This window comes from Burkholderia sp. F1 (assembly GCF_050813845.1).
GTDB lineage: Bacteria > Pseudomonadota > Gammaproteobacteria > Burkholderiales > Burkholderiaceae > Burkholderia > Burkholderia ubonensis.
In genome coordinates, this window is the sequence record NZ_CP172423.1 from 276731 (window position 1) to 302419 (window position 25689).

At 65.4% G+C, this 25689-nt stretch carries 24 protein-coding genes and 2 pseudogenes; 20 read left to right on the forward strand and 6 right to left on the reverse strand.

Annotated elements, in window-relative coordinates; all coding sequences use genetic code 11:
• Nucleotides 1-1088: 1088 nt before the first annotated feature.
• The 7 genes and pseudogenes from ACFIMZ_RS35500 to ACFIMZ_RS35530 all read left to right on the forward strand — a co-directional run bounded on the left by ACFIMZ_RS35500 (nt 1089) and on the right by ACFIMZ_RS35530 (nt 6388).
• Complete coding sequence (locus ACFIMZ_RS35500) at nt 1089-1478, forward strand: hypothetical protein (RefSeq protein WP_431825928.1); 390 nt, start codon at nt 1089-1091, stop codon at nt 1476-1478.
• A gap of 196 nt (nt 1479-1674) precedes the next feature.
• Nucleotides 1675-2058 carry a hypothetical protein gene (locus ACFIMZ_RS35505; protein WP_431825929.1) on the forward strand — a complete coding sequence of 128 codons (384 nt, stop codon included), beginning with the start codon at nt 1675-1677 and terminating at the stop codon, nt 2056-2058.
• Nucleotides 2059-2116: 58 nt separating this feature from the next.
• On the forward strand, nt 2117-2536 hold the full coding sequence (locus tag ACFIMZ_RS35510; RefSeq protein ID WP_431825930.1) for a hypothetical protein: 420 nt from the start codon (nt 2117-2119) through the stop codon (nt 2534-2536).
• Between the two features lie 245 nt (nt 2537-2781).
• Nucleotides 2782-4544, forward strand: a pseudogene (locus tag ACFIMZ_RS35515) (ShlB/FhaC/HecB family hemolysin secretion/activation protein).
• A 94-nt stretch (nt 4545-4638) separates the two neighbouring features.
• Nucleotides 4639-5283: a CsgG/HfaB family protein gene (locus tag ACFIMZ_RS35520; RefSeq protein ID WP_431825931.1), complete on the forward strand. Its 645-nt coding sequence runs from the start codon at nt 4639-4641 to the stop codon at nt 5281-5283.
• Nucleotides 5284-5331: 48 nt separating this feature from the next.
• Nucleotides 5332-5703 (forward strand): DUF4810 domain-containing protein, encoded by a 372-nt coding sequence (locus ACFIMZ_RS35525; RefSeq protein ID WP_431825932.1) that lies wholly within the window; start codon nt 5332-5334, stop codon nt 5701-5703.
• A gap of 10 nt (nt 5704-5713) precedes the next feature.
• A complete protein-coding gene (locus ACFIMZ_RS35530; RefSeq protein WP_431825933.1) occupies nt 5714-6388 on the forward strand; it encodes a DUF799 domain-containing protein in 675 nt (224 codons plus the stop codon).
• A gap of 83 nt (nt 6389-6471) precedes the next feature.
• Here the strand turns inward: ACFIMZ_RS35530 and ACFIMZ_RS35535 are convergent, their stop codons facing one another.
• Nucleotides 6472-7794 (reverse strand): HipA domain-containing protein, encoded by a 1323-nt coding sequence (locus ACFIMZ_RS35535; RefSeq protein WP_431825934.1) that lies wholly within the window; start codon nt 7792-7794, stop codon nt 6472-6474.
• Nucleotides 7791-8366 (reverse strand): helix-turn-helix domain-containing protein, encoded by a 576-nt coding sequence (locus ACFIMZ_RS35540; protein WP_431825935.1) that lies wholly within the window; start codon nt 8364-8366, stop codon nt 7791-7793. Before ACFIMZ_RS35540 ends, ACFIMZ_RS35535 begins: the two co-directional genes overlap by 4 nt.
• An 860-nt stretch (nt 8367-9226) precedes the next feature.
• Here ACFIMZ_RS35540 and ACFIMZ_RS35545 point away from each other — a divergent pair.
• The 7 genes from ACFIMZ_RS35545 (at nt 9227) to ACFIMZ_RS35575 (ending at nt 16806) form a co-directional block, all read left to right on the forward strand.
• Entirely contained in the window at nt 9227-10822 is a 1596-nt protein-coding gene (locus ACFIMZ_RS35545) for a DUF2957 domain-containing protein (protein WP_431825936.1), read from the forward strand.
• 58 nt (nt 10823-10880) lie between these two features.
• Nucleotides 10881-12134, forward strand: coding sequence for a DUF2957 domain-containing protein (locus ACFIMZ_RS35550; protein ID WP_431825937.1), 1254 nt, complete (start codon nt 10881-10883; stop codon nt 12132-12134).
• Between the two features lie 31 nt (nt 12135-12165).
• Nucleotides 12166-12990: an OmpW/AlkL family protein gene (locus ACFIMZ_RS35555; RefSeq protein WP_431825938.1), complete on the forward strand. Its 825-nt coding sequence runs from the start codon at nt 12166-12168 to the stop codon at nt 12988-12990.
• 113 nt (nt 12991-13103) lie between these two features.
• Entirely contained in the window at nt 13104-13607 is a 504-nt protein-coding gene (locus ACFIMZ_RS35560; protein ID WP_431825939.1) for an activator protein, read from the forward strand.
• Nucleotides 13608-13794: 187 nt separating this feature from the next.
• Nucleotides 13795-14298, forward strand: coding sequence for an activator protein (locus tag ACFIMZ_RS35565; RefSeq protein ID WP_431825940.1), 504 nt, complete (start codon nt 13795-13797; stop codon nt 14296-14298).
• Nucleotides 14299-15211: 913 nt separating this feature from the next.
• A complete protein-coding gene (locus tag ACFIMZ_RS35570; protein ID WP_431825941.1) occupies nt 15212-16147 on the forward strand; it encodes a LysR family transcriptional regulator in 936 nt (311 codons plus the stop codon).
• 407 nt (nt 16148-16554) lie between these two features.
• The gene (locus ACFIMZ_RS35575; RefSeq protein WP_431825942.1) at nt 16555-16806 is read left to right on the forward strand and encodes a LuxR C-terminal-related transcriptional regulator; all 252 of its coding nucleotides are present in this window, start codon (nt 16555-16557) and stop codon (nt 16804-16806) included.
• Nucleotides 16807-16845: 39 nt separating this feature from the next.
• On the opposite strand, the gene ACFIMZ_RS35580 is transcribed toward ACFIMZ_RS35575, so the two are convergent.
• The gene (locus ACFIMZ_RS35580; RefSeq protein WP_431825943.1) at nt 16846-17286 is read right to left on the reverse strand and encodes an acyl-CoA thioesterase; all 441 of its coding nucleotides are present in this window, start codon (nt 17284-17286) and stop codon (nt 16846-16848) included.
• Nucleotides 17287-17491: 205 nt separating this feature from the next.
• On the opposite strand from ACFIMZ_RS35580, the gene ACFIMZ_RS35585 reads away from it, so the two are divergent.
• The 5 genes from ACFIMZ_RS35585 (at nt 17492) to ACFIMZ_RS35605 (ending at nt 21168) form a co-directional block, all read left to right on the forward strand.
• Nucleotides 17492-18601, forward strand: coding sequence for a 3-deoxy-7-phosphoheptulonate synthase (locus ACFIMZ_RS35585; RefSeq protein WP_431825944.1), 1110 nt, complete (start codon nt 17492-17494; stop codon nt 18599-18601).
• 11 nt (nt 18602-18612) lie between these two features.
• Nucleotides 18613-19872, forward strand: coding sequence for an aromatic ring-hydroxylating oxygenase subunit alpha (locus tag ACFIMZ_RS35590; protein ID WP_431825945.1), 1260 nt, complete (start codon nt 18613-18615; stop codon nt 19870-19872).
• Nucleotides 19873-20400 (forward strand): aromatic-ring-hydroxylating dioxygenase subunit beta, encoded by a 528-nt coding sequence (locus ACFIMZ_RS35595; RefSeq protein WP_431825946.1) that lies wholly within the window; start codon nt 19873-19875, stop codon nt 20398-20400.
• 14 nt (nt 20401-20414) lie between these two features.
• Nucleotides 20415-20765, forward strand: coding sequence for a non-heme iron oxygenase ferredoxin subunit (locus ACFIMZ_RS35600; RefSeq protein WP_431825947.1), 351 nt, complete (start codon nt 20415-20417; stop codon nt 20763-20765).
• 91 nt (nt 20766-20856) lie between these two features.
• Entirely contained in the window at nt 20857-21168 is a 312-nt protein-coding gene (locus tag ACFIMZ_RS35605; protein WP_431825948.1) for a DUF1330 domain-containing protein, read from the forward strand.
• Between the two features lie 104 nt (nt 21169-21272).
• Here ACFIMZ_RS35605 and ACFIMZ_RS35610 read toward each other — a convergent pair whose 3' ends face one another.
• The 3 genes and pseudogenes from ACFIMZ_RS35610 to ACFIMZ_RS35620 all read right to left on the reverse strand — a co-directional run.
• Nucleotides 21273-22820, reverse strand: coding sequence for a DHA2 family efflux MFS transporter permease subunit (locus tag ACFIMZ_RS35610; protein WP_431825949.1), 1548 nt, complete (start codon nt 22818-22820; stop codon nt 21273-21275).
• Between the two features lie 2 nt (nt 22821-22822).
• Entirely contained in the window at nt 22823-24055 is a 1233-nt protein-coding gene (locus ACFIMZ_RS35615; protein WP_431825950.1) for an efflux RND transporter periplasmic adaptor subunit, read from the reverse strand.
• Nucleotides 24052-25050 (reverse strand): annotated as a pseudogene (locus tag ACFIMZ_RS35620) (efflux transporter outer membrane subunit); the annotation flags it as partial. The gene ACFIMZ_RS35615 and the pseudogene ACFIMZ_RS35620, both read right to left, overlap by 4 nt.
• A gap of 4 nt (nt 25051-25054) precedes the next feature.
• Between ACFIMZ_RS35620 and ACFIMZ_RS35625 the strand changes: the two are divergent.
• Complete coding sequence (locus ACFIMZ_RS35625) at nt 25055-25546, forward strand: hypothetical protein (RefSeq protein WP_431826055.1); 492 nt, start codon at nt 25055-25057, stop codon at nt 25544-25546.
• Nucleotides 25547-25689: the final 143 nt, after the last annotated feature.

Consider the following 25689-nt stretch of genomic DNA (forward strand, 5'->3'; position numbering starts at 1 on the left):
GTCTGCTGATGAATACCGGCGGTGCCTTGACCGGTTCGGCACTTCAGGGAATCAATCCGAATATTGGCATGGCTGGTGCAGCCGCTGGATCTCTGCTTGGTTATGGTGCTGGTGGCAAGATTGAAGGAATATTGAATAACAAATTCAACCCGTGGTATCGGCCGGAATGGGTTGAATTGGGACTTGGGGTGTCGAAATATGTACCGCCAAGCGTATTGCCATCAGTCGGCGGGACGATTGCGGGTGCTGTTGGATTGGAAGGTGCCGGCGGTAGTGTGAATACACTGAATAATCGTGATGTTCTTCGATCTTCCGCGAAATGAAGAAATTGAAACGCGAGCTGGCGGCTATCGCCTATTTTTTTATATTCTTCTCGATAATATTGATTGCTATTGGAGCTTTCTTTGAGTTTTTGGTGTGGCCAGGGTTGGCATGGCTAGCCGGCGCAGGAGGTTACCACCTGCCGTCGTGGGGGCGGCTTTCAAAATGGGTGAGGCTGATGGGTTTAGTGATTCCGTCATGCACATTGATAATGTGGCTCTACGAGAGGAAGCAGTCTGGCCGATAATTTCAGCAACCTGGTATCCGTACTCCTGACTACATTTCCGTCAACGACAACGCTACGGGTCTGGCTCGCTCAATCTCGCCGAACCTGTATAACTGAAGTCCATGTCGGAGCTGGCACCCCATTGTCCGTGACGGTCGGCACGAGCGTTACGTTGGGTTGGGTGCCGTCAAATAAGGATTGCAAAGCGCAGTACAAGGGGAGAATCCTGATCAACTCTTGGCGGGCGGCTCCTACTCGACCGCGGCTTGTGTTTACGGTGTTTGCCTTGGTGGGAATCATGCTATTGGTGGCGCTACGGCTGCCGAGGCTGGTTTGGGGGGCGGTGCGCCGTCGAAATCGATAAATCCCGGCGGAAGTGCCGGAACGGGAGTATCTATGCCCGTATTCAAATTTCCGAAGTCACAGTAATTAAATTGTGTCGGATAGTTGAAATTCGAGTCGCCCCGTCAAGCATTATGTAATTGCGCTGGCGCTGGCGCTGGCGCTGGCGCTGGCGCTGGCGCTGGCGCTGGCGCTGGCGGTGGTGGTGTGGCTGTTCATGCTTGTCTATGGATTGGTGAAAAATCCTTCGACTGATAACGCAGGTGAAAAATTAAGCATGATGAAATATGACATGGCGGCGATACTCGAAAACGGAAGGAGTGTCGTTTATCGAAATGAAAACGCGAAGTTTGGCGGAGCGTTGTTATCGGTCCTGGTTCGCACGGATTCGTGGTCGCATCAGATTCAGGGGCGGGACATCAAAATCCTGGTCAATCTGGGCTGGAAACAGGTTTCGGCTAATCCTGATTCATTCTGCAAACAAGGTATGTTTGCAGAGCTTAAGGAGGATGCCGGGAATTACAGGAATGCACCAACCGTCCTCATATCCATGAGATACAACGCCACTATCATCAAGGCGTGTGGATGATCGATATGTAAGGCTGGAATCGCTGCAAACGGCTGGTGCGGCGGCGAATGGGATAAGGAACTAATTGTAGTAAAGGAGGTGATTCATCAAAAATAATTCTTCGCGCTTGCGTTTGTGTTTGACCACGTCGCTGATAATCCGCGAATCGTATCGAAATGATAGTAATTAGTAAGCAGGGGAAGGCGTGAAGTCGAAGGTGAAGAAAGTTCTTTGTGTTGTCGTGTTGCATGCCTTAATCGGCTGCGTAACCACTCAATCGGATGGTGGTGGTAAAAATCTCACATGTGCCCAGCATGCAAGTGCTGCGATGTTGTTGAACGAATGGGCGGCAAAGAATTTCAGTGAAATTTATGGAAGGAGCGGGGACGCGAAGGGTGCTGAGGCGCAACTCTTCCTGATCGAACAGAATGCACCATCACCATATGCTGTGGCGTTTATTCGCTATCAGAAAAAAGCGATTGAGAATGTCGTGCTTGCGAAGAAAAAGGGTTGCGACACTTCCGGATATCCAGCTCCTCCAGTTGATGAATTTAAGGTGCGGCTTGAAACATTGAAGGGGCGTGGAATTGATGTGCATTAATGAAATGATCGGTGATGGTTTCTGATGAATTTGAAATGTCGCATTAGGGAGTTGGGTGATGAGGGAATTGATATTTGTAATATTGGTCGCGATTTATGGGTGCGTCGGTGTGGCTTATGCCGCTGAGCCGGCGTGTCAGTCCCAAACTATCGGATTACATACCAGCAAGCTCTGTGTGAGTCAGGCGCCGTTTCGGCACGACTACTACACGCTGTGGGTCGATGATGATCTCATTTTTACTTTGCCGGACGACTACATCGAGAGTGTCACGCTTACGCATCGCATCCCAGAAGACGCTGCGATTGAATTTCCACTCTCGATGCAGGGTGCTCCCACGGTAACAATTTCTGGTGGTTGCGTACCTATCTCGGAACAGCGAGAACTAAATGGAAAGAAGGTAGGTTTCGAGGTCGGCCGCTCGTGTTCGTTTGCCTGGGGTGGCGTTACGGTATTAAGGGATCTGCAAGTTCGATTCTGATCGATTCAACCGCCAGTTGCATCCAGAGGAAAGGATGCTCGCGAAGCAACTGGCTGAAAAAATCGGCGGGAAGTACGCATCGGAGCAGATCGTGGACCAGATCTCGGGGTTGTTGTCGGAATGATTGTGCTTGCGACGGGAACATACACAGAGCGTTCAAACATCTTGCACTTGAACTCCATCGGTAGCGGCAACAAGCAGGCCCGCGACAGCTACAAGCCGACAGTCGACGAAGAAAACAAGCAATGAAAACCACACGCAGGCTGGCGGCTTTGCCGCTCGCCGTGATATCACTCGCGCTCCATGCGCAGCAGCAAGGGCCAACCCCAGCCGAGGAAGCCGCAGCAGCCCGCGTCAACGCGGAGCAAAACCGACAGGTTCAGCAGTAACACGAAGCGCAGCAGCGCGACGCAGTGGTACACGCACCTTCAATGCGCTCGGAGGTGCCGCGCGTCGAAGCGTACCCCGTGTTGCCCGAAGAATCGTCGTGCTTCCGTATCGACCGCTTCGCTCTCGACGTTCCCGACGCGGTGCCCGATGCAGTAAAGGCGCAAGGCGCATCAGCACTGCCGCAGGACCGCTTCGCGTTTGCCCGCGAATGGCTCGAACACTACGCTGGGGCATGCGTGGGCAAGCAAGGCTTCGACGTGCTCGTCAAGGGATTGTCCCGGGCGATCCTGTCCCGCGGCTATGTCACGACCCGCGTGTTGCTCCCCGAACAGAACCTGTCCGCCGGCACGCTGACGCTCGCCCTGATCCCCGGCGTGATCCGCCGCGTGCATTTCGCCGACGAAAAGCTGCGCGGCACCTGGAAAACCGCATTCCCGACCCGCGACGGCGACCTCCTGAACCTGCGCGCCCTTGAGCAAGGTCTCGAACAGATGAAGCGCGTATCGAGCCAGGACGTGTCGATGCAGATCGTCCCGGCGGACGTGCCGGGCGAAAGCGACGTCGTGCTCGACGTCAAGCGCGCGAAACCGTGGACGGTCGTCGCGTCGATCGACAACGCCGGCACGCGCGCGACCGGCAAGCTGCAAGGCAATCTGTCAGTCGGCATCGACAATCCGCTCGGCCTGAACGATGTCTTTAACGTCGGCGTGAGCCAGGATCTCGAGTTCGGCGACAAGCGTCTGGGCTCGCACGGCTGGAACGGCTTCTACTCGATCCCGTGGGGCTACTGGACCGCCACGCTGTCCGCGTACACGAACACCTACTACCAGCAGATCGCCGGCGTGAACCAGACCTTCGTCGCGAGCGGCAATTCGAAAACGGTCGACCTGAAGCTGCATCGCGTGCTCGCGCGCAGCCAGAACGACGTGTTCGGCATGCAGCTCCGGCTGTCGCGCCGCTTCGGCCAGAGCTTCATCGAAGACACCGAGATCCCGCAGCAACGCCGCAACAACACGTTCGTCGAAATCGGCCTGACCGACCGCCACTACTTCGGCGGCGCGCAATTCGACGGCACGCTCGCCTATCGTCAGGGCGTTGACTGGTTCGGCGCGCAGGACGACCTCCTTGCCCAGGGCGGCGGCCCGACGTACCGCTACAAGATGGCGGTCTTCGACGCGAACCTGTCGATGCCGTTCTCGATCGCACGGCAACCGTTCCGCTACGTGACGACCTTCCACGGCCAATACACGGGCAACACGCTGTATTACATCGACGACCTGACGATCGGCAGCCGCTACACGGTGCGCGGCTTCGACGGCGAGACGATGCTGGCGGCCGCGCGCGGCTTCTACTGGCGCAATGAATTGCAGATGCCGGTCGGGCGGACGGGGCAGGCGATCTATGCGGGGCTGGACTACGGCCGCGTGTGGGGGCCGCAGCCGGTCGCGCTGGCCGGCACACGCAGCTCGCGGGCGCGGTGATCGGCGTGAAGGGGAGCATGGCGACGCGGTTAGGCGCCTACGGGTACGACCTGTTCGCCGGCACGCCGGTCTACAAGCCGTCGGAATTCGAGACCACGCGCGTTACGGTCGGACTTCAGTTGACGGCGCAATTCTGATGGTTTGAAGACGTTGAAACCAAAAAGGCTTTTTTGGATTTTTTGCCAGGGAGGATTTGAAGTGTGGAGATATAAACGATATTTCCCGGCTGTCATGGCCGCGGTCGTGGTGGGGTTGGGCGGGTGTGCGACCGAATCGTCGCGCACGCTCGACGTGCCTGCCGTCAGCAGCGCGCAGCGCCCGTACTCGGGCAAGCCGGTCGCGATCGCGGTCGGCAAGTTCGACAACCGTTCGAGCTATATGCGCGGCATCTTCTCGGACGGCATCGACCGCCTCGGCGGCCAGGCGAAGACGATCCTCGTCACGCGCCTGCAGCAGAGCCGGCGCTTCAACGTGCTCGATCGCGAAAACCTCGAGGAGATCAAGCAGGAAGCCGGCTTCATGAAGAAGGCGCAGGCGGTGAAGGGCGCGAACTACGTGGTGACGGGCGACGTGACCGAATTCGGCCGCAAGGAAGTCGGCGATCACCAGTTGTTCGGCATCCTCGGCAGCGGCAAGACGCAGGTCGCGTACGCGAAGGTCAACCTGAACATCGTCGACACGACGACGTCGGAAGTGATCGCATCGAGCCAGGGCGCGGGCGAATTCAGCCTGTCCAACCGCGAAATCATCGGCTTCGGCGGCACCGCGAGCTACGACTCGACGCTCAACGGCAAGGTGCTCGACCTCGCGATCCAGGAGGCCGTCAACCATCTCGTCGACCAGGTCGACGCCGGCGCGCTGAAGCCGGCGAAGTAAGCGCCACTGCTTCACCGATTCACCACATCAACCAGAAGGGAAATGACCATGAAACGGGGTATCTGGCTGCCGGCAACGGCCGCCGCATTGCTGCTCGCGGGCTGCGCGGCGCCGACCACGCCGCCGCTCTATCAATGGAACGGCTACCAGCCGCAGGTGTACGAGTACTTCAAGGGCAAGACGTCGCCGCAGGAGCAGATCGACGCGCTCGAAAAGGCGCTGCAGCAGATCCGGGCGAAGGGCAACACGCCGCCGCCGGGCTTCCATGCGCATCTCGGGATGCTGTACGCGAGCGTCGGCGGCGAACAGCAGGCCGAACAGGAACTGCAGGCGGAGAAGCAGCTGTTTCCGGAATCGTCCGCCTACATGGATTTCCTGACGAAAAAGAAATCCGCTTCGCAGAAAACCACCCAACAGTGACGCGTACGCCATGTTCAAGACCATTTCATTCAAGCTGCTGTCCGTGCTGGGGATCGTCGCGCTGCTGAGCGCCTGCGCGCAGCCCGCTAAACACCTCGACTACACGGCCTTCAAGAAGAGCCAGCCGCGCTCGATCCTCGTGCTGCCGCCGGTCAACGAAACCACCGACGTCGGCGCGACCTACGGGATGCTGTCGCAGATGACGCTGCCGCTCGCCGAGGCCGGCTATTACGTGGTGCCGGTCGCGGTGATGGACGAGACGTTCAAGCAGAACGGCCTGACCAACGCCGCCGAGATCCAGGACACGCCGCCGGCCAAGCTGCGCGATATCTTCGGCGCGGATGCCGCGCTGTATTCGAAGGTCTCGAAGTACGGCTCGGTGTACCAGGTGGAGGACAGCACAACGGTCGTGGCGGCGTCGGCCAAGCTCGTCGACCTGAAGACCGGCGACGTGTTGTGGCAGGGAGAGGGCCGGACGACCGGCAAGGAGGTCGGCAACAACATGAGCGTCAACGGACTCGGGATCGTCGGGGCACTCGTGCAGGCGGCCGTCAAGCAGGTCGCGCATTCGCTGACGGACGAGGCGCATGACGTGGCCGGGCTGACCAGCAAGCGGCTGTTGTCCGCGGGGCCGCCGAACGGGCTGCCGTACGGCCCGAGATCGACCCGGTACGGAACCGATTGAACGCGACGGCGGCACGCTTGTATCGTCGCGTTGCCGTCAACGACCCCGATTGGTCCGCGCGTCGGTTCGGGCGGTGACGTGCGTCAGCGGCTTCGCAGCCGCGCGACCATCTCGTGGATGACGATATGGCGGATCGCGCGCAGCAGGTGGACTTCGCCGCCGAGCGTCGCCGTCAGTTCGGGGCGCGCCGCGATCATCGCGTCGTTGTCCCGGCCGACTTCGCGCAGCAGCGCATCCGCCTCGGCGGGAATGCGCTGCAGCAGCTCGTCGACATGGCGCAGCGCGGTCGCGCGCGTCAGCCCGAGCGCCGCCCCGGCCTGCTCGAGCACGTCGCGCGTGAAGTCCGCGTAGCGCCGCACGCCGGCGACCGGCCGCGTGAATTCGGCGAGATCCGGCCAGCGGCTCCTGGGGCTGTAGGTCGCGGTTTCGTACACGCCGTCGCACAGCAGGTCGTAGTGCGGCGACAGCGCCAGGCCGCTGTCGGCGACGAGGAAGCTCAGGTTCTTCAGGTGCGAATCGCCGTTGCCGACCACGATGCAGAACACGAGCCAGCGGAAGATCCGCAGCCGCGCCGGCGCGGGCGCGCGGCAGGCGTTCGCCAGCGCCGCGAGCGCGTCGAGCGACCAGCCCGTGTATTTCATCGTCGCGGCCAGGTTGAGCACCTGGCAGCCGTCGATCGCGTGACGCCGCTCGACCGCGCCGTCCGTCACGTCGCGATCGAAGCGGCGGATCACATACACGGGCGCCGGCACGTAGCGGCGCTCGATGTCGGGCACGTCGAGGCCGACGCGGCGCGCGAGCGTCATCACGAACCATTCGTTGACGACCGAATGCGGGTAGTCGCGCGCGTGCGGGTGATTCGGCTTCAGGATGTGGGTCGAGACCGCCTGCCCGCTCGGCTCGAACAGCTGCCCGTCGCGCAGCACGACCGGGAGCTTGTGCTGCGCGCCCGCGAGCGACATTTTCTTCGGTGCGTCATGCGTGAGCGGGACCGCCGGCAGCGCGCGGATGCGCGCGTCGAGTTCCGCGTCGCCGAGCGGCCGCAGGCGCGTGTCCGGTTCCGCGCGATCGTCGGGCGCGCGCAGCGTCACCGAGCCGGCCGATTCACGGCCGTAGTGCGCGAGCAATGCAAACGCGTCGGCGATGTCGGGCAGCCCCGCGTCGCTCGCGAGCAGTGCGCGCACGGTTTCCTCGGGCAGCAGGTTGTCGAAATACCACTGCACCGGGCGCGTGGTCGCGCCGTCGCGCAGCACGTCCGCCTGCAGCGGCAGGTGCGGGCTCAGCGCGAAGCGGGCGGGATGGTCGAGCCACGAACGCGCGTATTCGAACGCCCACAGGTTCTGGTGCTCGTGCAGCGTGCCGATGCGCTGGCCGTCGATCGACGCGACGAGGGTGCGCCCGTTCATTGCCCGTCTCCTGGTTCGGCAGGGCTGCCGCGCGGCGGGCGGGGCGCGTGCGCGTCCGCGTCGGCCAGCACGCGACGGGCGACGTCCAGCGCGCGGGACGCGGCGCTCGGGCCGGGCGGTTGCGATGCGCGCGTCGCGCGCGGGGGCGAGGCGGCGGATTCCGCCGCCGTTTCAGCGTCGGCGACGAGCAGTCTGGCGGCTTTCAGCAGGCGCGCCGCGTCGGTCGAAGCGGCCGGTGAATCGGCTGGTGAAGCAGCCTCGGCGCGCAGCAGCAGCCGCTCGGCGGCGCGCCGTTCCCTGACGCTCGCGCGATGGCTCGCCCTGGCCGACTGGTTACGGAGCAGTTCGTCGTTCGCGTCGGGAATGTCGACGACGACCCGCACGCCGAGCCCCTGCAGGATCTGGAACACCTTGCCCCACTGGACGGTGTCCGCGCCGCGCTCGGCCTTGACCATGAACGACTCGCTGACGCCGACGCTGCCGGCGGCATCGTCCTGGCGCAGGTTCTGCACCTTCCGGGCGGCGCGGATCACGCCGCCGAGGTCGGAGGCTTGCTCGATCGTGTAACGCATGTCGACGGACTCCAGCGACGGAAACGGCGGGCCGGGCGGCTGGCGCGGCGCCGGCGCGTTTCGTCGCGGTAAAAGAAGAAACTGTACGATCACACAGTATTGCACTCATATCGCGAAAAGCAAGCTGAAACTGTGTGATCGGCAAGTTTTTATGAGAGTGGCTTCAGAATTCTGAAAAACCATGCGATCGAACGGTTTTTCATGACTCAGTGCGGTTTCGACCGAAAAACCGTTCGTGTGCACAGTCCGGCCGATCGTGTTCTAAATTGCCATCGCATGCAAAGTAATGCGGGGGCGAACAATGGGGTACGTTCCCGTGCCGCGCCACCCGTCATCACGGAAATGCGCATCTTCCGGTGGCTCGATACACATCTGTATGCTGTTTGAAAAATCGTGAACGCCCTTTGTGACGGTAGCCTCTCGCGCGATGCAATGTTTGGAATTCGGTATCAATTTACATGCCGCATTCGTCGGATCATAGTTTCACGCAAACAACGCGGCGCCGTCACGAGCACCGCGGACCGACGGAGACCGAGATGAGACACCGAGGCTGGGGGCAGACGACGCAACACCATTCCGCGCGGATCGCCCGACAGGGCAACGCACGCAACGCACCGCCATCCCGCGCAACGGGTTTCTAGCCGGCGCATTCCACCGCAACGATTTCCGCTCTCGCGCGCCGCCGCACGACTGGCGCGCGAGGGCCGCGCATGCTCGCTCACGGCCCTTGGCGGCCGGGGCGCCATCCGGCAGTCGCCGCCCGTCGCCGCCCGTCGCCGGGCCGGCGACGGCCGGCATCAATGGCGACGGGCCGACGAGCCCGCGCCGACGAGACACACGTTCATCAATAGGAGGGGCTGATGCGTTTCAAGCCTGGGCTGTCTGCCTTGTTGTCCTGCGCGATGCTGGCCGCGCCGTTCATCGCCGGTTGCGGTGGCGGCGACGATCCGGGGCCGATCAACGTTCCGCAATGCTCCGGCACGACCTGCGGGCCGAGCGGACCCGTGAAGGAGCCGCCCGTCGTCGCGAAGCTCTGTCCGGACGCGCTCGACTACACGACGACCTACACCGGCGGCGCGGGCAGCGGCGAATACGTGAAGGTGCGCTTCGACACGACGAAGCAGACCTATCAGATGCAGTTCATCGAATCGTCGGTGCCGACGTCGGCCGGGCAGATCAACAATACGCGCGCGGGCCTCACGATCAGCGGCGCGTTCCACCATCCGGCCAACCTGCCGACGGCCGAGCAGAACCGTTGCGCGTTCGTGCTCGACAGCGGCGCGACGAGCGACGGCGCGTATGCGGTGACGATCAACCGCGCCGATCCGCCGATGCTGTTCGTCGGCAACGGCGTCTTGGGCGGCGGCATTCCCGGCGCGACGATCGCGTTCTCGGGCATCGAGCTCTTTCCGGGCGTGACGCTCGGCATCGTGCCGTCGCGCACGTTCGACTTCTATCCGTTCATCGGCTTCAGCGAGACCGAAACCGACTTCTCGAAGGTCGCCGGCAACTACAACGAGCTCGGCATCCACCTGCAGCCGACCGGCAGCTCGTTCCAGAGCACGCAGCCGCAAGGCTGGCAGCCGGACGTCGTGAACTGGAACCAGACGCTGAACGCGGACGGCTCGTGCACGATCACGGCCGGCAGCGACTACTCGTGCCAGACGACCGGCATGCCGTGGACGCTGCGCAAGAATGCGGACGGTTCGCCCGACAACGTGTTCGTCAGCCTGCCGCAGACGGGGCAGTCTTACCCGATCGCGGGCCAGTCGCAGACGATCGTGTTGGTGACGCCGTCGCAGGCGAAGGGGATCATGATCGTCGGCAAGCTGAACGGCGCGCGCGTGCCGGTCGTGATCCGCGTCGGCTACTCGTATTCGCCGCCCGGCAATCCGTTCGGCTCGGTCGCGGACCCCGAGGTCGGCATCTCGGTGCTGGCGCCCGCGACCGCAATGCCGGCGAACGCGATGCAGGGCGGCTTCATCGGCGCGACGAGCGCCGCCGCGTGCGGCGTCGTCACCTACAACGGCGTGACGGGCGCGCCCGCGCAGGACGGGCCCGCGTTCGACCACGCGGTGCCGCACCCGGACCTGCCGGGCATCTACAGCGGCAGCTTCTTCGAACCGGGCGCCGGCAATTGCACGGACGGCAGCGCCGTCTCGTCGATGGCGGCGAACTACACGTCGACGCTGTTCCAGGGCGCGACGGCCGCGTTCATCAATCCGCAGACGTCGGGGGTCACGGGCCAGTTCGCGCTCGACTACACCCAGGCGACGCCCGGCAAGATCAAGGTGACGGCGACGCGCGACTTCAATGCGACGAGCGCGAACGGCAACGTCGCGATCATCAGCAAGGGCGATACCGGCTGGGCGGTGAAGATCGGCAACGTCTACGCAATGGTCATGAACAACAGTCAGGCGGACCCGTTCTTCACGGTCGGCGCATTCGTCCAGTAATCATCCGGCAGGCAAGGCGGCGCGCAACGCCGCCTTCGTCGATATAAACAGGATTCCTATGAAACTCTTCAATTGGATGGCCGCCGCCGCGTTCGCGCCGGTGCTCGCGGCATGCGGCGGCGACGGCGATCCGCCGCCGGCGCCCGTCGTGCGCCTGTGCCCGCAGCAGATCGACTACAACACCGCGTTCATCGGCGGCGCCGGTTCGGGCGAGCTCGTGAAGGTGCAGCTCGACACGGTGAAGATGACGTTCCAGATCACCTATCTCGCGTCGCCGGTGCCCGGGGCGACGGGCACCGTGCAGCCGACGCGCGCCGCCGCGCCGTACAACGTGATGACCGGCACGCTGTCCGACGAGACCGGGCTGCCGACGAAGAAGCTGAACCAGTGCACGTTCCGCCTGAACAACGCGAGCCTCGATCCCGCGCGGCCGGCGCGCATGTTCCTCGGCGAGGGCGTGCTGGGCGGCGCGATTCCGGGCGCGACGATCCAGTTCGACGGCGTGATCGGCGTCGCCCGGATTCCGAAGACGACGTTCCCGACCTACCCGTTCATCAGCTTCGCGCAGGTGGAGACGGACCTGTCGAAGATCGCGGGCACGTACAGCCAGCTCGGCTATCACCAGGTGCCGTCGCAGAACTTCACTCAGGTCGCGGTCGACCAGTCGGTGACGATCCGCGCCGACGGCAGCTACGTCGAGACCGACAACCTCGGCGTGAAGAACGGCGGCGCGCCGCTCGCGTCGTCCGCGACGGTCAACCAGAACTTCACGCTGCGTGCGGACGTGCCGGCCTTCCAGTCGGTCAACTACCTGCCGCAGATTCCGGCGACGCTCGCCGCCGTGGACCCGGCGAAGGCGGGGCGCGCGAACCTGATCGTCGGCAAGCTGCGCAACCAGCTCGTGCCGATCCTGATCCGCACGGGGGCGGCGAACGCGGACCTGACGCAGGGCTCGCCGTCCGCCGACGACGAATCGGGCATTTCGATCCTGGGCCCGCGCAACGCGATCGCCCTGGGCTCGCAGAACGGCGAGTACACCGGTGTCGACAGCCGGCTCGACTATCGGGCGACCGCGCTCGTCGGCACGCAGGCGACGCTGCTCGATCCGTTCAACGCGTCGCAGGCGGCGCTCACGCGCGCGCTGAATCTCGACTACACGCAGCAGGTGCCGGGGGTGATCACGACGGTGCATGCGGATGCGGCGTCGGGGCCGCCGACCGGCAAGTTCGTGTTCACGGGCGGCGTGTTCGGCTTCCTCGACACGAGCGCCGCGGGCAACCCGTATTTCACGATCGGTGCATTCGTGCAGTGACGCCGGCGGACGCAACATGCGAGGAGATCTCATGAAGAAGCTGTTTGCCGCCGGCGTCGCCGCGGCAGTTCCGGTGCTCGCGCTCGCGCAGCAGGCGGGCGACGACGTCGCGACGCTCGGCTGGCTGCACGTGATGCCGCAAGGCTCGGGCGGCCCGCTGACCACCCACGTCGTGGATTCGCCGATGAACGGGCCGCTGCGGCTGCCAAGCTCGTTCACGTCGCCGGGCACGAGCCTCACCGTCAACAACGCGGACACGGTCGGCCTGACGCTCACGCATTTCTTCACCGACCACATCGCGGTCACGTCGGTGCTCGGCGTGCCGCCGGAGTTCAAGCTGACGGGGCACGGCGAGATCCGGCCGTTCGGCCCGAGCGGCTCGCTCGGCAACGTCGATCTCGGCAGCGGCGCGAACCAGCCGGCCGTGAAGAACGCGCGGCAATGGAGCCCGGCCGTGATCCTGCAGTACTACTTCAACAAGCCGACCGCGCGCTTCAGGCCGTTCGTCGGGGTCGGCGTCGCGTACAGCTGGTTCACGAACATCGAGCTGAACGGCAACTTCATGCGCGACGTGAACGAGAACCTCGGCAGCGTGCTCGCCGCGGGCGCGGGCAAGCCGGGGCCGACGTCGGTCGAGGCGAAGGCGTCGTCGTCGTTCACGCCGATCTACAACCTCGGCGCGAGCTACGCGCTCACCAAGCACCTCGGGCTGACCGCGACGCTGTCGTACATGCCGCTCAAGACGTATGCGACGACGACCATCAAGGCGGCCGACGGCTCGACGCTCGCGACGTCGCGCTCGAAGGTGAACGCGGACCCGCTGATCACGTTCGTCGGCATCTCTTACAAGTTCTGATCCGGCCGGCGCCCGCCGGGCGCCATGCCGGATTCCCGCGGCGCAAGGGCCGGCCCGGTCCGCGCGCCGCACATTCGGCGGCTCGCCGCCATTCGTCAAGTGAGGCCAGTACCATGAAGATTCGCAAAGCCGTTTCTGTCGTTGCTGCGCTTGCATTGTCATCCGCGCTCGCCGCGCCCGCATTCGCCGTCACCGTCACGCGCGCGGACGGCCAGGCGATGAACCCCAATGGCGAACCGTTCTCCGCATCGGGCATCACGGGCCTCAGCAAGGGCGGGATCAGCGCGAACTGCACCGCGACGTTCAACGGCACGATCACGTCGTCCGGCATCGTGACGATCACGTCGACGCAGTTCACGGGCGGCGGCACGTGCGGGCTCATCTCGGGCAGTGCGTCGAGCACGTCGCCGTGGACGGGGCAGGCGGACAGCGCGACGCAGCTGACGGTGAACAACGCGAAGGTCACGGTGACGCTGCTCGGCACCTGCGGCCCGAGCAAGGTCGTGCTGGCGTGGAGCGATCCGAACTCGTCGCTGACGTTCAACAACGCGGTGCTGACGCCGGATTGCAAGGTGAACGGCACGCTGACGACGTCGCCGAAGTTCCACGTGCAGTAAGCGGTTGAAGGGGCCGCGCGCCGCCGCGGCCCGCTCGCGCCGATCGATCGTTGCGACGATCGGCGCATCACGCTCGCCCGGCCCGGGCCGGCCGATCAGGAAGCGCTGAACTTCGCGGCATCCGGCCTGGATTCCCGCGCCGCACATTCGGCGGCTCGCCCGCCACTCGTCAAGTGAGGCCAGTACCATGAAGATTCGCAAAGCCGTTTCTGTCGTTGCTGCGCTTGCATTGTCATCCGCGCTCGCCGCGCCCGCATTCGCCGTCACCGTCACGCGCGCGGACGGCCAGCCAATGAATCCCAATGGCGAACCGTTCTCCGCTTTGGGCATCACGGGCCTCAGCAAGGGGGGGAACAGCGCGAACTGCACGGCGAGGTTCAATGGCACGATCACGTCGTCCGGCATCGTGACGATCACGTCGACGCAGTTCACGGGCGGCGGCCTGTGCGGCGTCATCACCGGCAGCGCGTCGAGCACGTCGCCGTGGACGGGGCAGGCGGACAGCGCGACGCAACTGACGATCAACAACGCGCAGGTCTCGGTATGGGTGCTCGGCACCTGCGGCCCGAGCAAGATCGTGACGGAGTGGAGCGACCCGAAGTCGACGCTGACGTTCAGGTACACGCCGCTGGCGCCGGATTGCAAGGTGGCCGGCACGTTGGAGACGTCGCCGAAGTTCCACGTGCAGTAAGTGGTTGACTGGGCCGCGCGCCGCCGGGCCGGCCGCGTCGGCCCGCAAGCTCGCCCGATCCGCCGCGCGTCGACAATCGGGTCGAGTCCGTTGGCGCGCCGTGCGTGCGCAATGCAGTCGTAATTCATTCGTAATGCTGCGATGTCGTTCGATTCGACCTGATGCGGAGAATCGAACGATCAGTCCTTTTCCATTCCGCAATCCTGCCGAATTCCCCGGCGCGATATGGCTCCCCGGATGACCCGACGCGCAATCATTCCCCGACATGCGTGCGCGCCGATTACGGGATATGCGGGGGATTCCGGAAGTTCCAGGTCGTCCATTCCCGCAAATCGCCGTGCCGACGTTTTTTCTGCGTGCCCGGCTTGCGCGGAAACGGCGCCGTTTTCGCCGTCGCTTCCGGACGTTCGCCAGCGTGCAGCCGCGCTGCCGTCGGCGCTCGCGCCGCGGCCCGGCCACGGCGTCGATCCCGCGTTTTCAATCCGACGCTTCATTTGTACGTTTGGCATGAAAATATGCCGGATTCCATTGCTTGAACTATTAACTATCTTTTGCCAAGATTTTGTAATGTATTGAAAGCTTGGCGTGCAATCGGGGTTGTTTCCTTTTCTCATGCGTCCCGCGATTCCGTTTCATTTTCTAGTGAATTCACGGTAAAGCAGGTTGCGATCGATTTCAGCGAAGTGCACAATCGCGACGTAACTGAAAGCAATCCGCATCGGTATTCCGGTCCGCACGATCTCTCCCGCCATTCACCGCAAGCGTCCCGCTTGCGGCTGCACGAACACCGTCCGGCGCGGCGGTGCGGCCGCCGCTTCCGGTGCATCGCGAGTCAGGGCGAGCGCCTGCGCACGACGCGCGATGCCCCCGACCCATGAGCCATTCGGTTCCGACAGCACAGCATGAGCGCATCATGGCGACAACCATCGATCTCAATCTCCTGGTCGTACTCGACGCGCTGCTGTCCGAGAACAGCGTCGTCGGCGCGGCCAATGCGCTGGGTCTCAGCCCGTCGGCGCTCAGCCGGTCCCTGGCCCGGCTGAGGGTGATGACGGGCGATCCGTTGCTGGTGCGCGCCGGTCGCGACCTCGTGCCGACCCCGCGCGCGCTCGAGTTGCGCGGCAAGGTGCATGCGCTGGTCGAGGAAGCGCGCGCGGTCATGTGCCCGTGCCAGCAGCTCGATTTGCGTACGCTCAAGCGCACGTTCTCGATTCGCGCCAACGAGGGCTTCGTCGAGACGTTCGCGGCGGAGCTGCTCGCGCATGCGTCGCGCAGCGCGCCCGGCATCCGGCTGCGCTTCGCGCCGAAGCCCAACAAGAACGTCGACGCGCTGCGCAACGGCGACATCGATCTCGAGGTCGGCGTGATCGGTCACTCCGGCCCGGAGCTGCGTGTCCAGGCATTGTTTCGCGATCGCTTCATCGGCGTCGTGCGCGCGAATCATCCGCTTTCGACCGGCGAAATCACGCCGCAGCGTTTCGCGTCGTTCCCGCAGATCGGCGTGTCGCGGCGCGGGCAGTTCGACGGGCCGATCGACGCGATGCTCGCTTCGCTCGGCATCAAGCGGTGCGTGACGACCGTCGTGTCGAGCTTTCCGACGGCGCTGTCGCTGGCGCGCGATTCCGACTTGGTCGCCAGCGTGCCCGAGCGGCAGACCGAGCGATCCCGCGCCGGCATGTTCAGCTTTGCGCTGCCGATGCCGATGCCGACCGCGGAACTGACGGTATCGCAGATCTGGCATCCGCGTTTCGATCGCGATCCCGCGCATCGATGGCTGCGCGACAGCCTGCGCCAAGTCTGCGCGGCACGCACCGAGGAGGCGAATTGTCCGGACACGGTCACGACATAGCGTCGATGCGTTCGCGCGCAACCTGACGCGCGATGCAATGCCGGCGCCGCTCGGCAAGCCGTGCTTGCGCCCACGCACGGAAGTCATTGATATATTGCGTTCCATGCATCTTCCGCGTCTTAAATCGATTCGGTATGCTCAATTCTGTTCGGAATAGACCCGGAATTATCAAAGAATAGGACCGGGATGCGGAAGCGCCGGACCTTCCCGCCGGGGTCAGGCTGAATCAAGCCGTGCACGCCGGCAGCAGGCAATGCCGAATCAATAAAAATCACGCATTTCACGTATCGAGGCACAGTGATCCGTCTGCCCGGGCGGTGAGTAAATCAATATCAAATACGAGGGACACATGAATTGAAGAAATCACTGAAATCCGCCAATTTTATTTATTTGACGTGTTCGTCTGGATGGGGAAACGAATGGTTCGGTATGCAGCGAACGTAACGACTCCGGCGGCCGCCACCTTGAGCATGCGCGAGTGCGAGGTGTTGCGGTGGGCGGCGGAGGGAAAGACGGCCTATGAAATCGGCATCATTCTCGGGCTGACCGAGCGAACGATCAATTTCCATATTTCGCGATCGATCGCCAAGCTCGACGCATCCAACAAGACCAACGCCGTCGTGAAGGCCGTGCTGATGGGCCTGATCGTCTTCGCGTGAATGGCGTCGGGGCGTCCGTGGACGCCCCGGAAAGCCGCTTCAGATCACGCCCTGGAACGCCATCACGCGCGTCCTGAACTCGTCGGGCACCGGTACCGTCGTCTTGCTGCCGTAGTCGAACATCACGTGCGTGGACAACGCGCGGGCGACCACCCTGTCCGCATCCGTCTCGTTCGCATCGTCGGGCTGCCTGTCGCGCACCATCAGGTATTCCAGCTCGAAGCTCTTCGAGCCGAACCGCGTGACGCTGCTGCGCACGGTGAGCGTATCGCCGTACTGCGCCGGCTTCAGATACTCGCACGACGTCTTGACCATGATATGCGGCAGCTTTTGCGAATAGGGCAGCTCCAGCAGATCGTGCATGTAGGTCAGATACGCGTGCTGCAGATAATCGTAATAGACCGGGCTGCTGACGTGACCCAGCGCGTCCGTTTCCCGATACTTCACGACGATGCTCGTCTCATAGTATTTCTTCGTCATTGCAAATCTCCTTCGGTCGAATATGGGCGTGGATAGCTTTACCCGGAGATCAAATTAGCGTTGAACCGAATGCGGGAATACTGTCGGAAATTCCAGACATTCACGATATGAAACGTTTCTGAGATAAATGACAGTATCGAAGCGGATTTGAGCGCGCTCTAATTGGCCCCGTCAATCGGATCTGATCAGCGAGGCGGAGCGTCAAATGGAAGAATCTGTTCAGGCGGCATCGGAGCAAGGCGTGGCGGTGATCAGTGCGGAACGGCTGCGCGCCGAGCTGCCGTGCGATCCCTTGGTGGCGCGATCGATTCGCGATGCCCGTCGCGCACTGGCACGCATCATCGACGGCGAAGACGACCGGCTCGCGCTGATCGTCGGACCCTGTTCGATCCACGACGCGGAGGCGGCGCTGGCGTTCGCGCGACGCCTTGCGCCATTGCGCGCGCGGCATGCGGACACGGTCGACATCGTGATGCGCGTCTATTTCGAAAAGCCGCGCACCACGGTCGGCTGGAAAGGGCTCGTCAACGATCCGCACCTCGACGGCAGCTATCGGGTCGAAGACGGCTTGCGCGTCGCGCGCAACGTGCTGCTCGGCATCAACGCGCTGGGCCTGCCGGCCGCGACCGAGTTCCTCGACCCGATGACGGCGCCGTATCTCGACGATCTCGTGTCGTGGGGCGCGATCGGCGCGCGCACGACCGAATCGCAGATTCACCGGCAGACCGCCTCCGGGCTCGATATCCCGGTCGGTTTCAAGAACAGCACCGACGGCAACGTGAAGGTCGCGATCGACGCGATCCGCGCGTCGCGCGCGTCGCATCGCTACCTGCGGCCGTCGATGTCCGGCGGCGTGGAAGTCGCGACGACGCGCGGCAATCCCCATACGCACGTCGTGCTGCGCGGCGGCAGGACACCGAACTATGACGCCGCCAGCGTGGCGTCGGCATGCGACGCGCTGCGCGATGCGCACCTGCCGCCGTACGTCGTGATCGATGCGAGCCACGGCAACAGCGGCAAGCAGACGCGCGCGCAGCTGCGCGTGTGCGACGACCTCGCGGCGCAGTTGCAGCGCGGGCAGCGCGCGATCGTGGGCGTGATGATCGAGTCGTTCCTCGTGGAGGGAAGGCAGGACGTCGTCCCCGGCATGCCGCTCGTGTTCGGCCAGAGCATCACGGATGCGTGCCTCGGCTGGGATCACACGGCCGCACTCATCGAGCAGTTGGCTGCCGCGGTCGTTGCGCGGCGGCGTTCGCCAGTCGGCTTCATCGCGCCAGGCGTCGCCGCCGCCGCGATCCAGGCCGTTTCTTACTGAAAGGAGCTCTCTTGAACTCACCCATCGACATCGCCCGCACGCTCGACTGGAAAGGCGACGGCGCGAGCCGCACGCCGTACGAGGCCTATACGAGCGACGCGCTGTACCAGCGCGAGCTCGAGCGCCTGTTTTACGCGAAGCACTGGTGCTACATCGGGCTGGAAGCCGAGATTCGTTCCCCCGGCGACTTCCAGCGGACCGAAGTCGGCGAGCGATCCGTCGTCATGACGCGCACCGAGGACGGCGAGGTCGTCGTCTTCGAAAACGCGTGCGCGCACCGCGGCATGCAGTTCTGCCGCGAGCGCGCGGGTCATGCGAAGGATTTCCACTGCCCGTATCACCAGTGGAACTACGACCTGAAGGGCAACCTGGTCGGCGTGCCGTTCCGGCGCGGCGTGCGCCAGGGCGGCAAGGTCAACGGCGGCATGCCGCCCGATTTCGATCCGAAAAACCACGGGCTGCGCCGGCTGCGCGTGTCGACCCGCGGCGGCGCGGTGTTCGCGTCGTTCGACCCGGACGTGGAGTCGTTCGAGGACTTCCTCGGCCCGCAGATCCTGCCGTACTACGACCGCCTGTTCCACGGCCCGAAGCTGACCGTGCTCGGCTATACGCGGCAGCGCGTGCCGAGCAACTGGAAGCTGATGGTCGAGAACATCAAGGACCCGTATCACGCGGGCCTGCTGCACACGTGGTTCGTCAACTTCGGGCTGTGGCGCGCGGACAATCCCGCGCAGCTCGTCACCGATGCGCATCACCGGCATGGCGCGATGATCTCGATCCGCAGCGGCGGCGGCGGCGGCGAGGTGACGCACAACGTGACGAGCTTCAAGGAGCGCATGACGCTGCACGACGACCGCTTCCTCGACGTCGTGCATGAACCGTGGTGGGGCGATCCGACGGTCGTGATGCTGACGCTGATGCCGAGCGTCATCATCCAGCAGCAGGTCAACGCGCTGTCCACGCGCCGCATCCGCCCGATCAGCCCGGGCGTGTTCGACTACGTGTGGACGCACTTCGGCTTCGAGACGGACGACGACGCGATGACGCGCCGCCGCCTGCGGCAGGCCAACCTGTTCGGCCCGGCCGGCTTCGTGTCGGCGGACGACGGCGAAGTCATCGAGTGCGTGCAGCAGAGCTTCGAGCAGATCCAGCACGGCAACGTGTACAACGAACTGGGCGGCCGGCAGATCGACGATCGCACCGACCACATGGTCAGCGAAACGCTCGTGCGCGGGATGTACCAGTACTGGCGTCAAGTGATGGAGGCCTGAATGAGCACGATCACGACACGGACGGGCCAGCGTGCCGCCGAACCGCACGCGCAAGGGGCCAGCTTCGCCGATTTCTACGCGCTCGTCGAGCTGAACGCACGCTATGCGGCGGTGCTCGATGCGGGCGACTGGGACGCGTGGCCCGAGTTCTTCGTCGAGCAATGCACGTACAAGGTCGTGCCGCGCGAGAACCACGAACGGAACCTGCCGCTCGCGCTGCTCGCGTTCGAGAGCAAGGGCATGCTCAAGGACCGCGTGTACGGGATCAAGGACACGCTGTTCTTCGATCCGTACTACCAGCGCCACGTGATCAGCCTGCCGCTCGTTACCTATCTGGACGACGAGGTGATCGAGGCGGAGACGAATTACGCGGTGCTGCGCACGAAGACCGAGCAGATGAGCGACGTGTACAACACCGGCCGCTACCTGGACCGGATCCTGCGCACGCCGCAGGGGCTGCGCTTCGAATCGCGCATCTGCGTGTACGACAGCGAGATGGTGCCGAACTCGCTGATATATCCGATCTGAACGAGGGGCCCGACATGGATGCGGAATGGATCGAGGCCGTCGCGCCGGACGTGGTGCGCAACGACGGGGTGATCGGGGTGCTGGTGGGCGGGCGGGACATCGCGCTTTATGCGGTCGGCGACGAGATCTTCGCGACCGAGAATCAATGCACGCACGGCGACGCGCGGCTGAGCGACGGCTTCCTGCTCGATGACGAAATCGAATGCCCGCTGCACCAGGGGCGGTTCAGCGTGCGGACCGGCATCGCGCTGTGCGCGCCGCTGACGATGTGCGTGCGGACCTATCCGATCAGGATCGAGAACGGCCGCGTGTACGTGCGGCTCGTCGCGACCGAGGCAGCGGCCGGCGCGGACGCGCGGACGTAAGCGCCGGCCCTGAAATTGCGTAGTCGTATTTCGGATGCGGGAACGGCGCGCGATGCGTCGTTTCCGCCAATTGCATTTGTACGGAGGTGATATGGCGGCATACGTGGTGTTTGATATCGACGTGCTCGATTCCGACGCGTACCAGGACTATCGCCGGCTCGGCGCGCCGACGGTGGCGGCGTTCGGCGGCCGTTTCCTCGCGCGCGGCGGCGACGTCGAAACGCTGGAAGGGGACTGGGCGCCGAAGCGGATCGTCGTGCTGGAGTTCGAGTCGGCGGAGCGCGCGCGCGAATGGTTCGACTCGGACGGCTACCGCGAAGCGCGGCGGCTGCGCGAGCGGGCCGCGCGCACCATCGGCATCCTGGTTGACGGCTATGTGCCGGCGGCCAGCGATCCGCACTGAACGGCATCCGGCGGGAAGCCGCGACGCTAGGGTCTGTTTACATACGGAACGCATGTGCGTTCCGTATGTAAACAGACCCTAGCATCGGCGCGGCTGCATGACCCTCACGCGCGGCGATACCGGATCGACCAGACGGTCAGCAGCGTGGCGCAGAACAGCAGCAGGCAGCCGAACGAGAAGTCGTTCAGCGCGAGCATGTGCGCCTGGTTGTCGAGCGAGCGCGCGACCGATGCGAGCGCGCCGGATGGCGACAGGCCCGCGCGATCGAGCTGCGCGAGCCAGTCGGCGGCGGCGGGATCGAACGGCGTGATGCGGTCGACAAGATAGGTGTGGTGCACGCGGGAGCGGCGCTCGAAATAGGTGGGCGCCACCGACGTCGCGATGCTGGTGCCGAGCCGGCGCAGCGCGTTCTGCAGGCCGGACGCCGCGGGCAGTTGCTCGCGAGGCAGGCTGGCGATCGACAGCGACACGAGCGGCGTGATGAAGAACGCGGTGGCCGCGCCCATCAGCAGCGAGTTGGCGGCGATGTCGCCGATCGTGACGTCGGTGTTGAAGCCCATCCGCCAGAACGACGCCGCGCCCCAGCCGATGAGCGCGATGGTCGCGAGCTGGCGCGGATCGGTGCGCCCCTGGATCCTGCCGATCAGCGGCGCGAGCACGATGCCCGCGATGCCGAGCGGCGCGGTGGCGATGCCGGCCCAGGTGGCCGTGTATTGCTGCTGGGTCTGCAGCCACAGCGGCACGAGCACGAGCGCGCCGTAGTAGAGGCCGAAGCCGAGCGTGATCGCGATCGTGCCGGCGGCGAACTCGCGGCTCTTGAACAGCCGCAGGTCGACGATCGGATGGCTGTCCGTCAGCTCCCACAGAATCAGCGCGACGAACGACACGGCCGCGACGACCGCCAGCACGCGGATCTGGTCGGACGCGAACCAGTCGAGGTTCTCGCCGCGGTCGAGCACGAGCTGCAGCGAACCGAACGCGGCCGCGAGCAGCAGCAGCCCGACGATGTCGACCGGCAGCCGTTGCGTCGCGTTGTCGCGTCCCGCCAGCTGCCGGAGCAGCACGACCAGCACGAGCGCCCCGGTCGGCACGTTCACGTAGAAGATGTACGGCCAGCTCACGTTGTCGGTGATCCAGCCGCCGGCGATCGGGCCGAGCACCGGCGCGACGAATGTCGTCGTCTGCCACACCGACAACGCGACATGGCGGCGCGAGGACGGGAACAGCGCGAGCAGCAGCGCCTGCGAGAGCGCGGTGATCGGCCCCGACGCGGCGCCCTGCAGCGCGCGGAACACCAGCAGCGCCTCGAAATTCGGCGCGAGGCCGCACAGGATCGACGTCAGCACGAAGAGCAGCAGCGAGATCATGAACAGCCGCACCTGGCCGAAGCGCTGCGCGAGCCAGCCGGTGAGCGGCAGCGTGATCGCGAGCGGCGTCGCGAACGACGTCAGCATCCAGGTGCCCATGTCCGGCGCGACGCCCAGGTCGCCGGCGATCGTCGGGACGGCGACGTTCGCGATCGTCAGGTCGAGCGTCTGCATGAAATTCGCGACGCTGATCGCGATCGCGGCGAGGATCAGCGGGGCGCCGGTCAGCGGCTCGAGCGGTTGCTTCGGCGCCGGATTGCGGGCCAGGAGGGCGAGGCGGGCCATCGTCAGGCTCCCGGGGCATGCGCTCGCGCGCCGCTGTTCGTGCCGCTGCTTGCGCCGCTGTTCGCACGAATCGTCGCGGCGACGAGCGCATCGCCCGCGTCGTCGTCGCGCTGGTAGATCGACGTCGCGTCGATCGATCTGCGGACCGCCACCTCCACCGGCAGCGGCGACGCGGACGCGGCGCCCGCGCCGCTGTCGACCGGCACCGACGCGGTCATCGACAGGCCGATGCGCAGCGGATGCGCGCGCAGTTCGGCGGGATCGAGCGAGATCCGCACGGGCACGCGCTGCACGACCTTGATCCAGTTGCCGGTCGCGTTCTGCGCGGGCACCGACGCGAACGCGGCGCCCGTGCCGGCCTCGATGCCGACGAGGCGTCCATGGAACACCATGTCGCTGCCGTACAGGTCCGCGCGCAGCTCGACCGGCTGTCCGACACGCATGCCGCGCAGTTGGGACTCCTTGAAGTTCGCCTCGACCCACACGTGATCGAGCGGCACGAGCGCCAGCGACGGCGTGCCGGGCGCGACGTGCTGGCCGACCTGCACGACCCGGCGCGTCACGAGCCCGCCGAGCGGCGCGCGGATTTCGGTGCGGCGCAGCGCGAGCGCGCAACTGCGCACGCGCGCGGCCGCCGCGCTTACGAGCGGGTTCGAGTCGATCGACGTGCCGTCGGTGCGCGCGAGCGACGCGTCGTAGACGGATTGCTGCGCGCTCAGCGAGGCCGCCGCGCTGTCCATCGCGTCCCGCGCGTGGCGAATGTCCTCGCGCGACACGCCGCCATCCTGCGCGAGGCTCAGCCGGCGCTGCAGGTCGTCGCTCGCGCGGGACCATTCGGACCGGCGCAGCCGGATCCGCGCTTGCTCGCCGGCCGCGTCCGCGTGCGCGGTCCGGTACGCGCGCACCGCGTGCGCGAGCTGGGCCACCGCCTCGTCCAGCGCGAGCTGCGCATCCGTCCTGTCGACGCGAAACAGCAGGTCGCCCGGGCGGACCCAGTCGGCGTTCTGCACCATCACCGCGTCGACGGTGCCGCCGATCTGCGGCGAAATCTGCACGACGTCTCCGGCGACGTACGCGTCGTCGGTCGTTTCGGTGCCGCGCGCGGTGGCCCAGAAGACGGCGCCGATGCCGGCCGCGACCGTGAGCCCGACGAAGAACCAGCGGAAGTAGCGCCGGCGCCTGCCTTGCAGCGACGGTTCGGCGGCGGGGGTGCCAGGGGTGGCGGGACGATTCATTGCTTGGCTCCGTTTCCATTGGAGGGGGCGCCGCCGAGCGCGGCGATCAGCCGGGCGTGCTCGATCGCGTATGACGCATCCGCGCGGGCGACCGACGAGCGGTCCTCGAGCAGCCGGCTTTCGGCGAGCAGGACCTCGAGATAGCCCGAGATGCCTTTCCGGTAGCGCTGCGTTTCGATGTCGTAGGTTCGTTGCGCGCGCGTCAGCGCCTCGCGCCGGAGCGCACGCTGCCGTCCGAGCGTGTCGATCTGGACGAGCGCATCGCTGACCTGCGCGAGCGCGTTGACGAGCGTGTCGTCGTACTCGGCGACCGCCGCGTTGTAGGCGGCCGTTTGCGCGCGCAGGCCGGCGCGCAAGCGGCCGCCCTCGAAGATCGGCAGCGTGATCGCCGGCCCCGCGCCGAACGTGCCGCTGTTGCCGTGCAGCAGCGCGCGGAAGCCGAAGCTCTGCACGCCGGCGAACGCCAGCAGGTTCACGTCGGGGTAGAACGCCGCGCGCGCCGCGTCGATGCCGGCCGACTCGGACTCGACCCGGTAGCGCGCGGCAAGCACGTCCGGGCGCCGGCCGATCAGCGCCGCGGGCAGCGCGGCCGGCATCGGCAGCTCGGCCGCCGTGGGCGCGGCGGGCGTCAGCGCATCGGTGTAGCCCGGCCCGCGGCCGACGAGCGCGGCGAGCCGGTGGCGCAGCCGTGCCGCCGCCGCCGCATGCGCGTCGATCTCCGCCTGCGCGAGCGGCACGGGCTCGCTCGCCCTGAGCACGGCGACCGGCATGTCGAGGCCGGCGTCGGCGCGTTGCGACGTGAGGCGCTGCAGGTAGGTGTGCTGCTGCAGCGTGTCGCGCGCGATCGCCAGCAGTTGCTGCTCGAGCGCGAGCGCCAGGTAGGTTTCGACGATCGCCGCCTGCAGCGACACGGCGGCCGACTGCTCGAGCGCGCGCTGCTGGTCGGCGCGCAGCGTCGCGGCGCGCGCCAGCGCGTGCAGCCGGCCGGCGAGGTCGAGATTGAACGACGCATCGAGGAGCGCCTGCGCGTCGACCTGCCAGTGGCCGGCCGCGGGCGGCGGCGGCGCGGTAGTGGCCCGGCAGGCGCGTCGGCACCGCGCTGACGTTCGCGTCGAGCCTTGGCTGCAGCGCGGCGGCGTCGACATCCGCGTCGGCGAGCGCCTGCGCGACGCGCTCGCGCTGCGCCTGCAGCGACGGCGCGCCGGCCATCGCGTCGTCGACGAGGCGGTCGAGCTGCGCGTCGCCGAACGCGGCCCACCAGCGCGCCGCGATCGGCTGCGTGCCGCCGGCGGCGGACCGGATCGCGTCACCCGCGTCGAGCTGCTCGACGGGCGTGATCCGTGCCGCCGGGCGCTGCGGACCGAACGGCGCGCAGCCCGCGATGGCCAGCGCCGCGATTGCCGGAATCAGGCGCCGGATGCGGCGCGCCGGATCGAGGAGAAGGGTCATGGTCGATTTCCCGTGTCCCGGTGGTCATTGGAGAGTATCTAAAAATATATCTTTAGATATTATTTTGCGTTCGGCAACTGGCAGAAATGGCAGTTGGCCGCAAACGCCGACCCGGCGCGGTTGAGTGAAGGGGACAGATTCAGAAGGAGCGTGAGCGGGCCGCGCGGATGCCCGGCGCCGCGCGG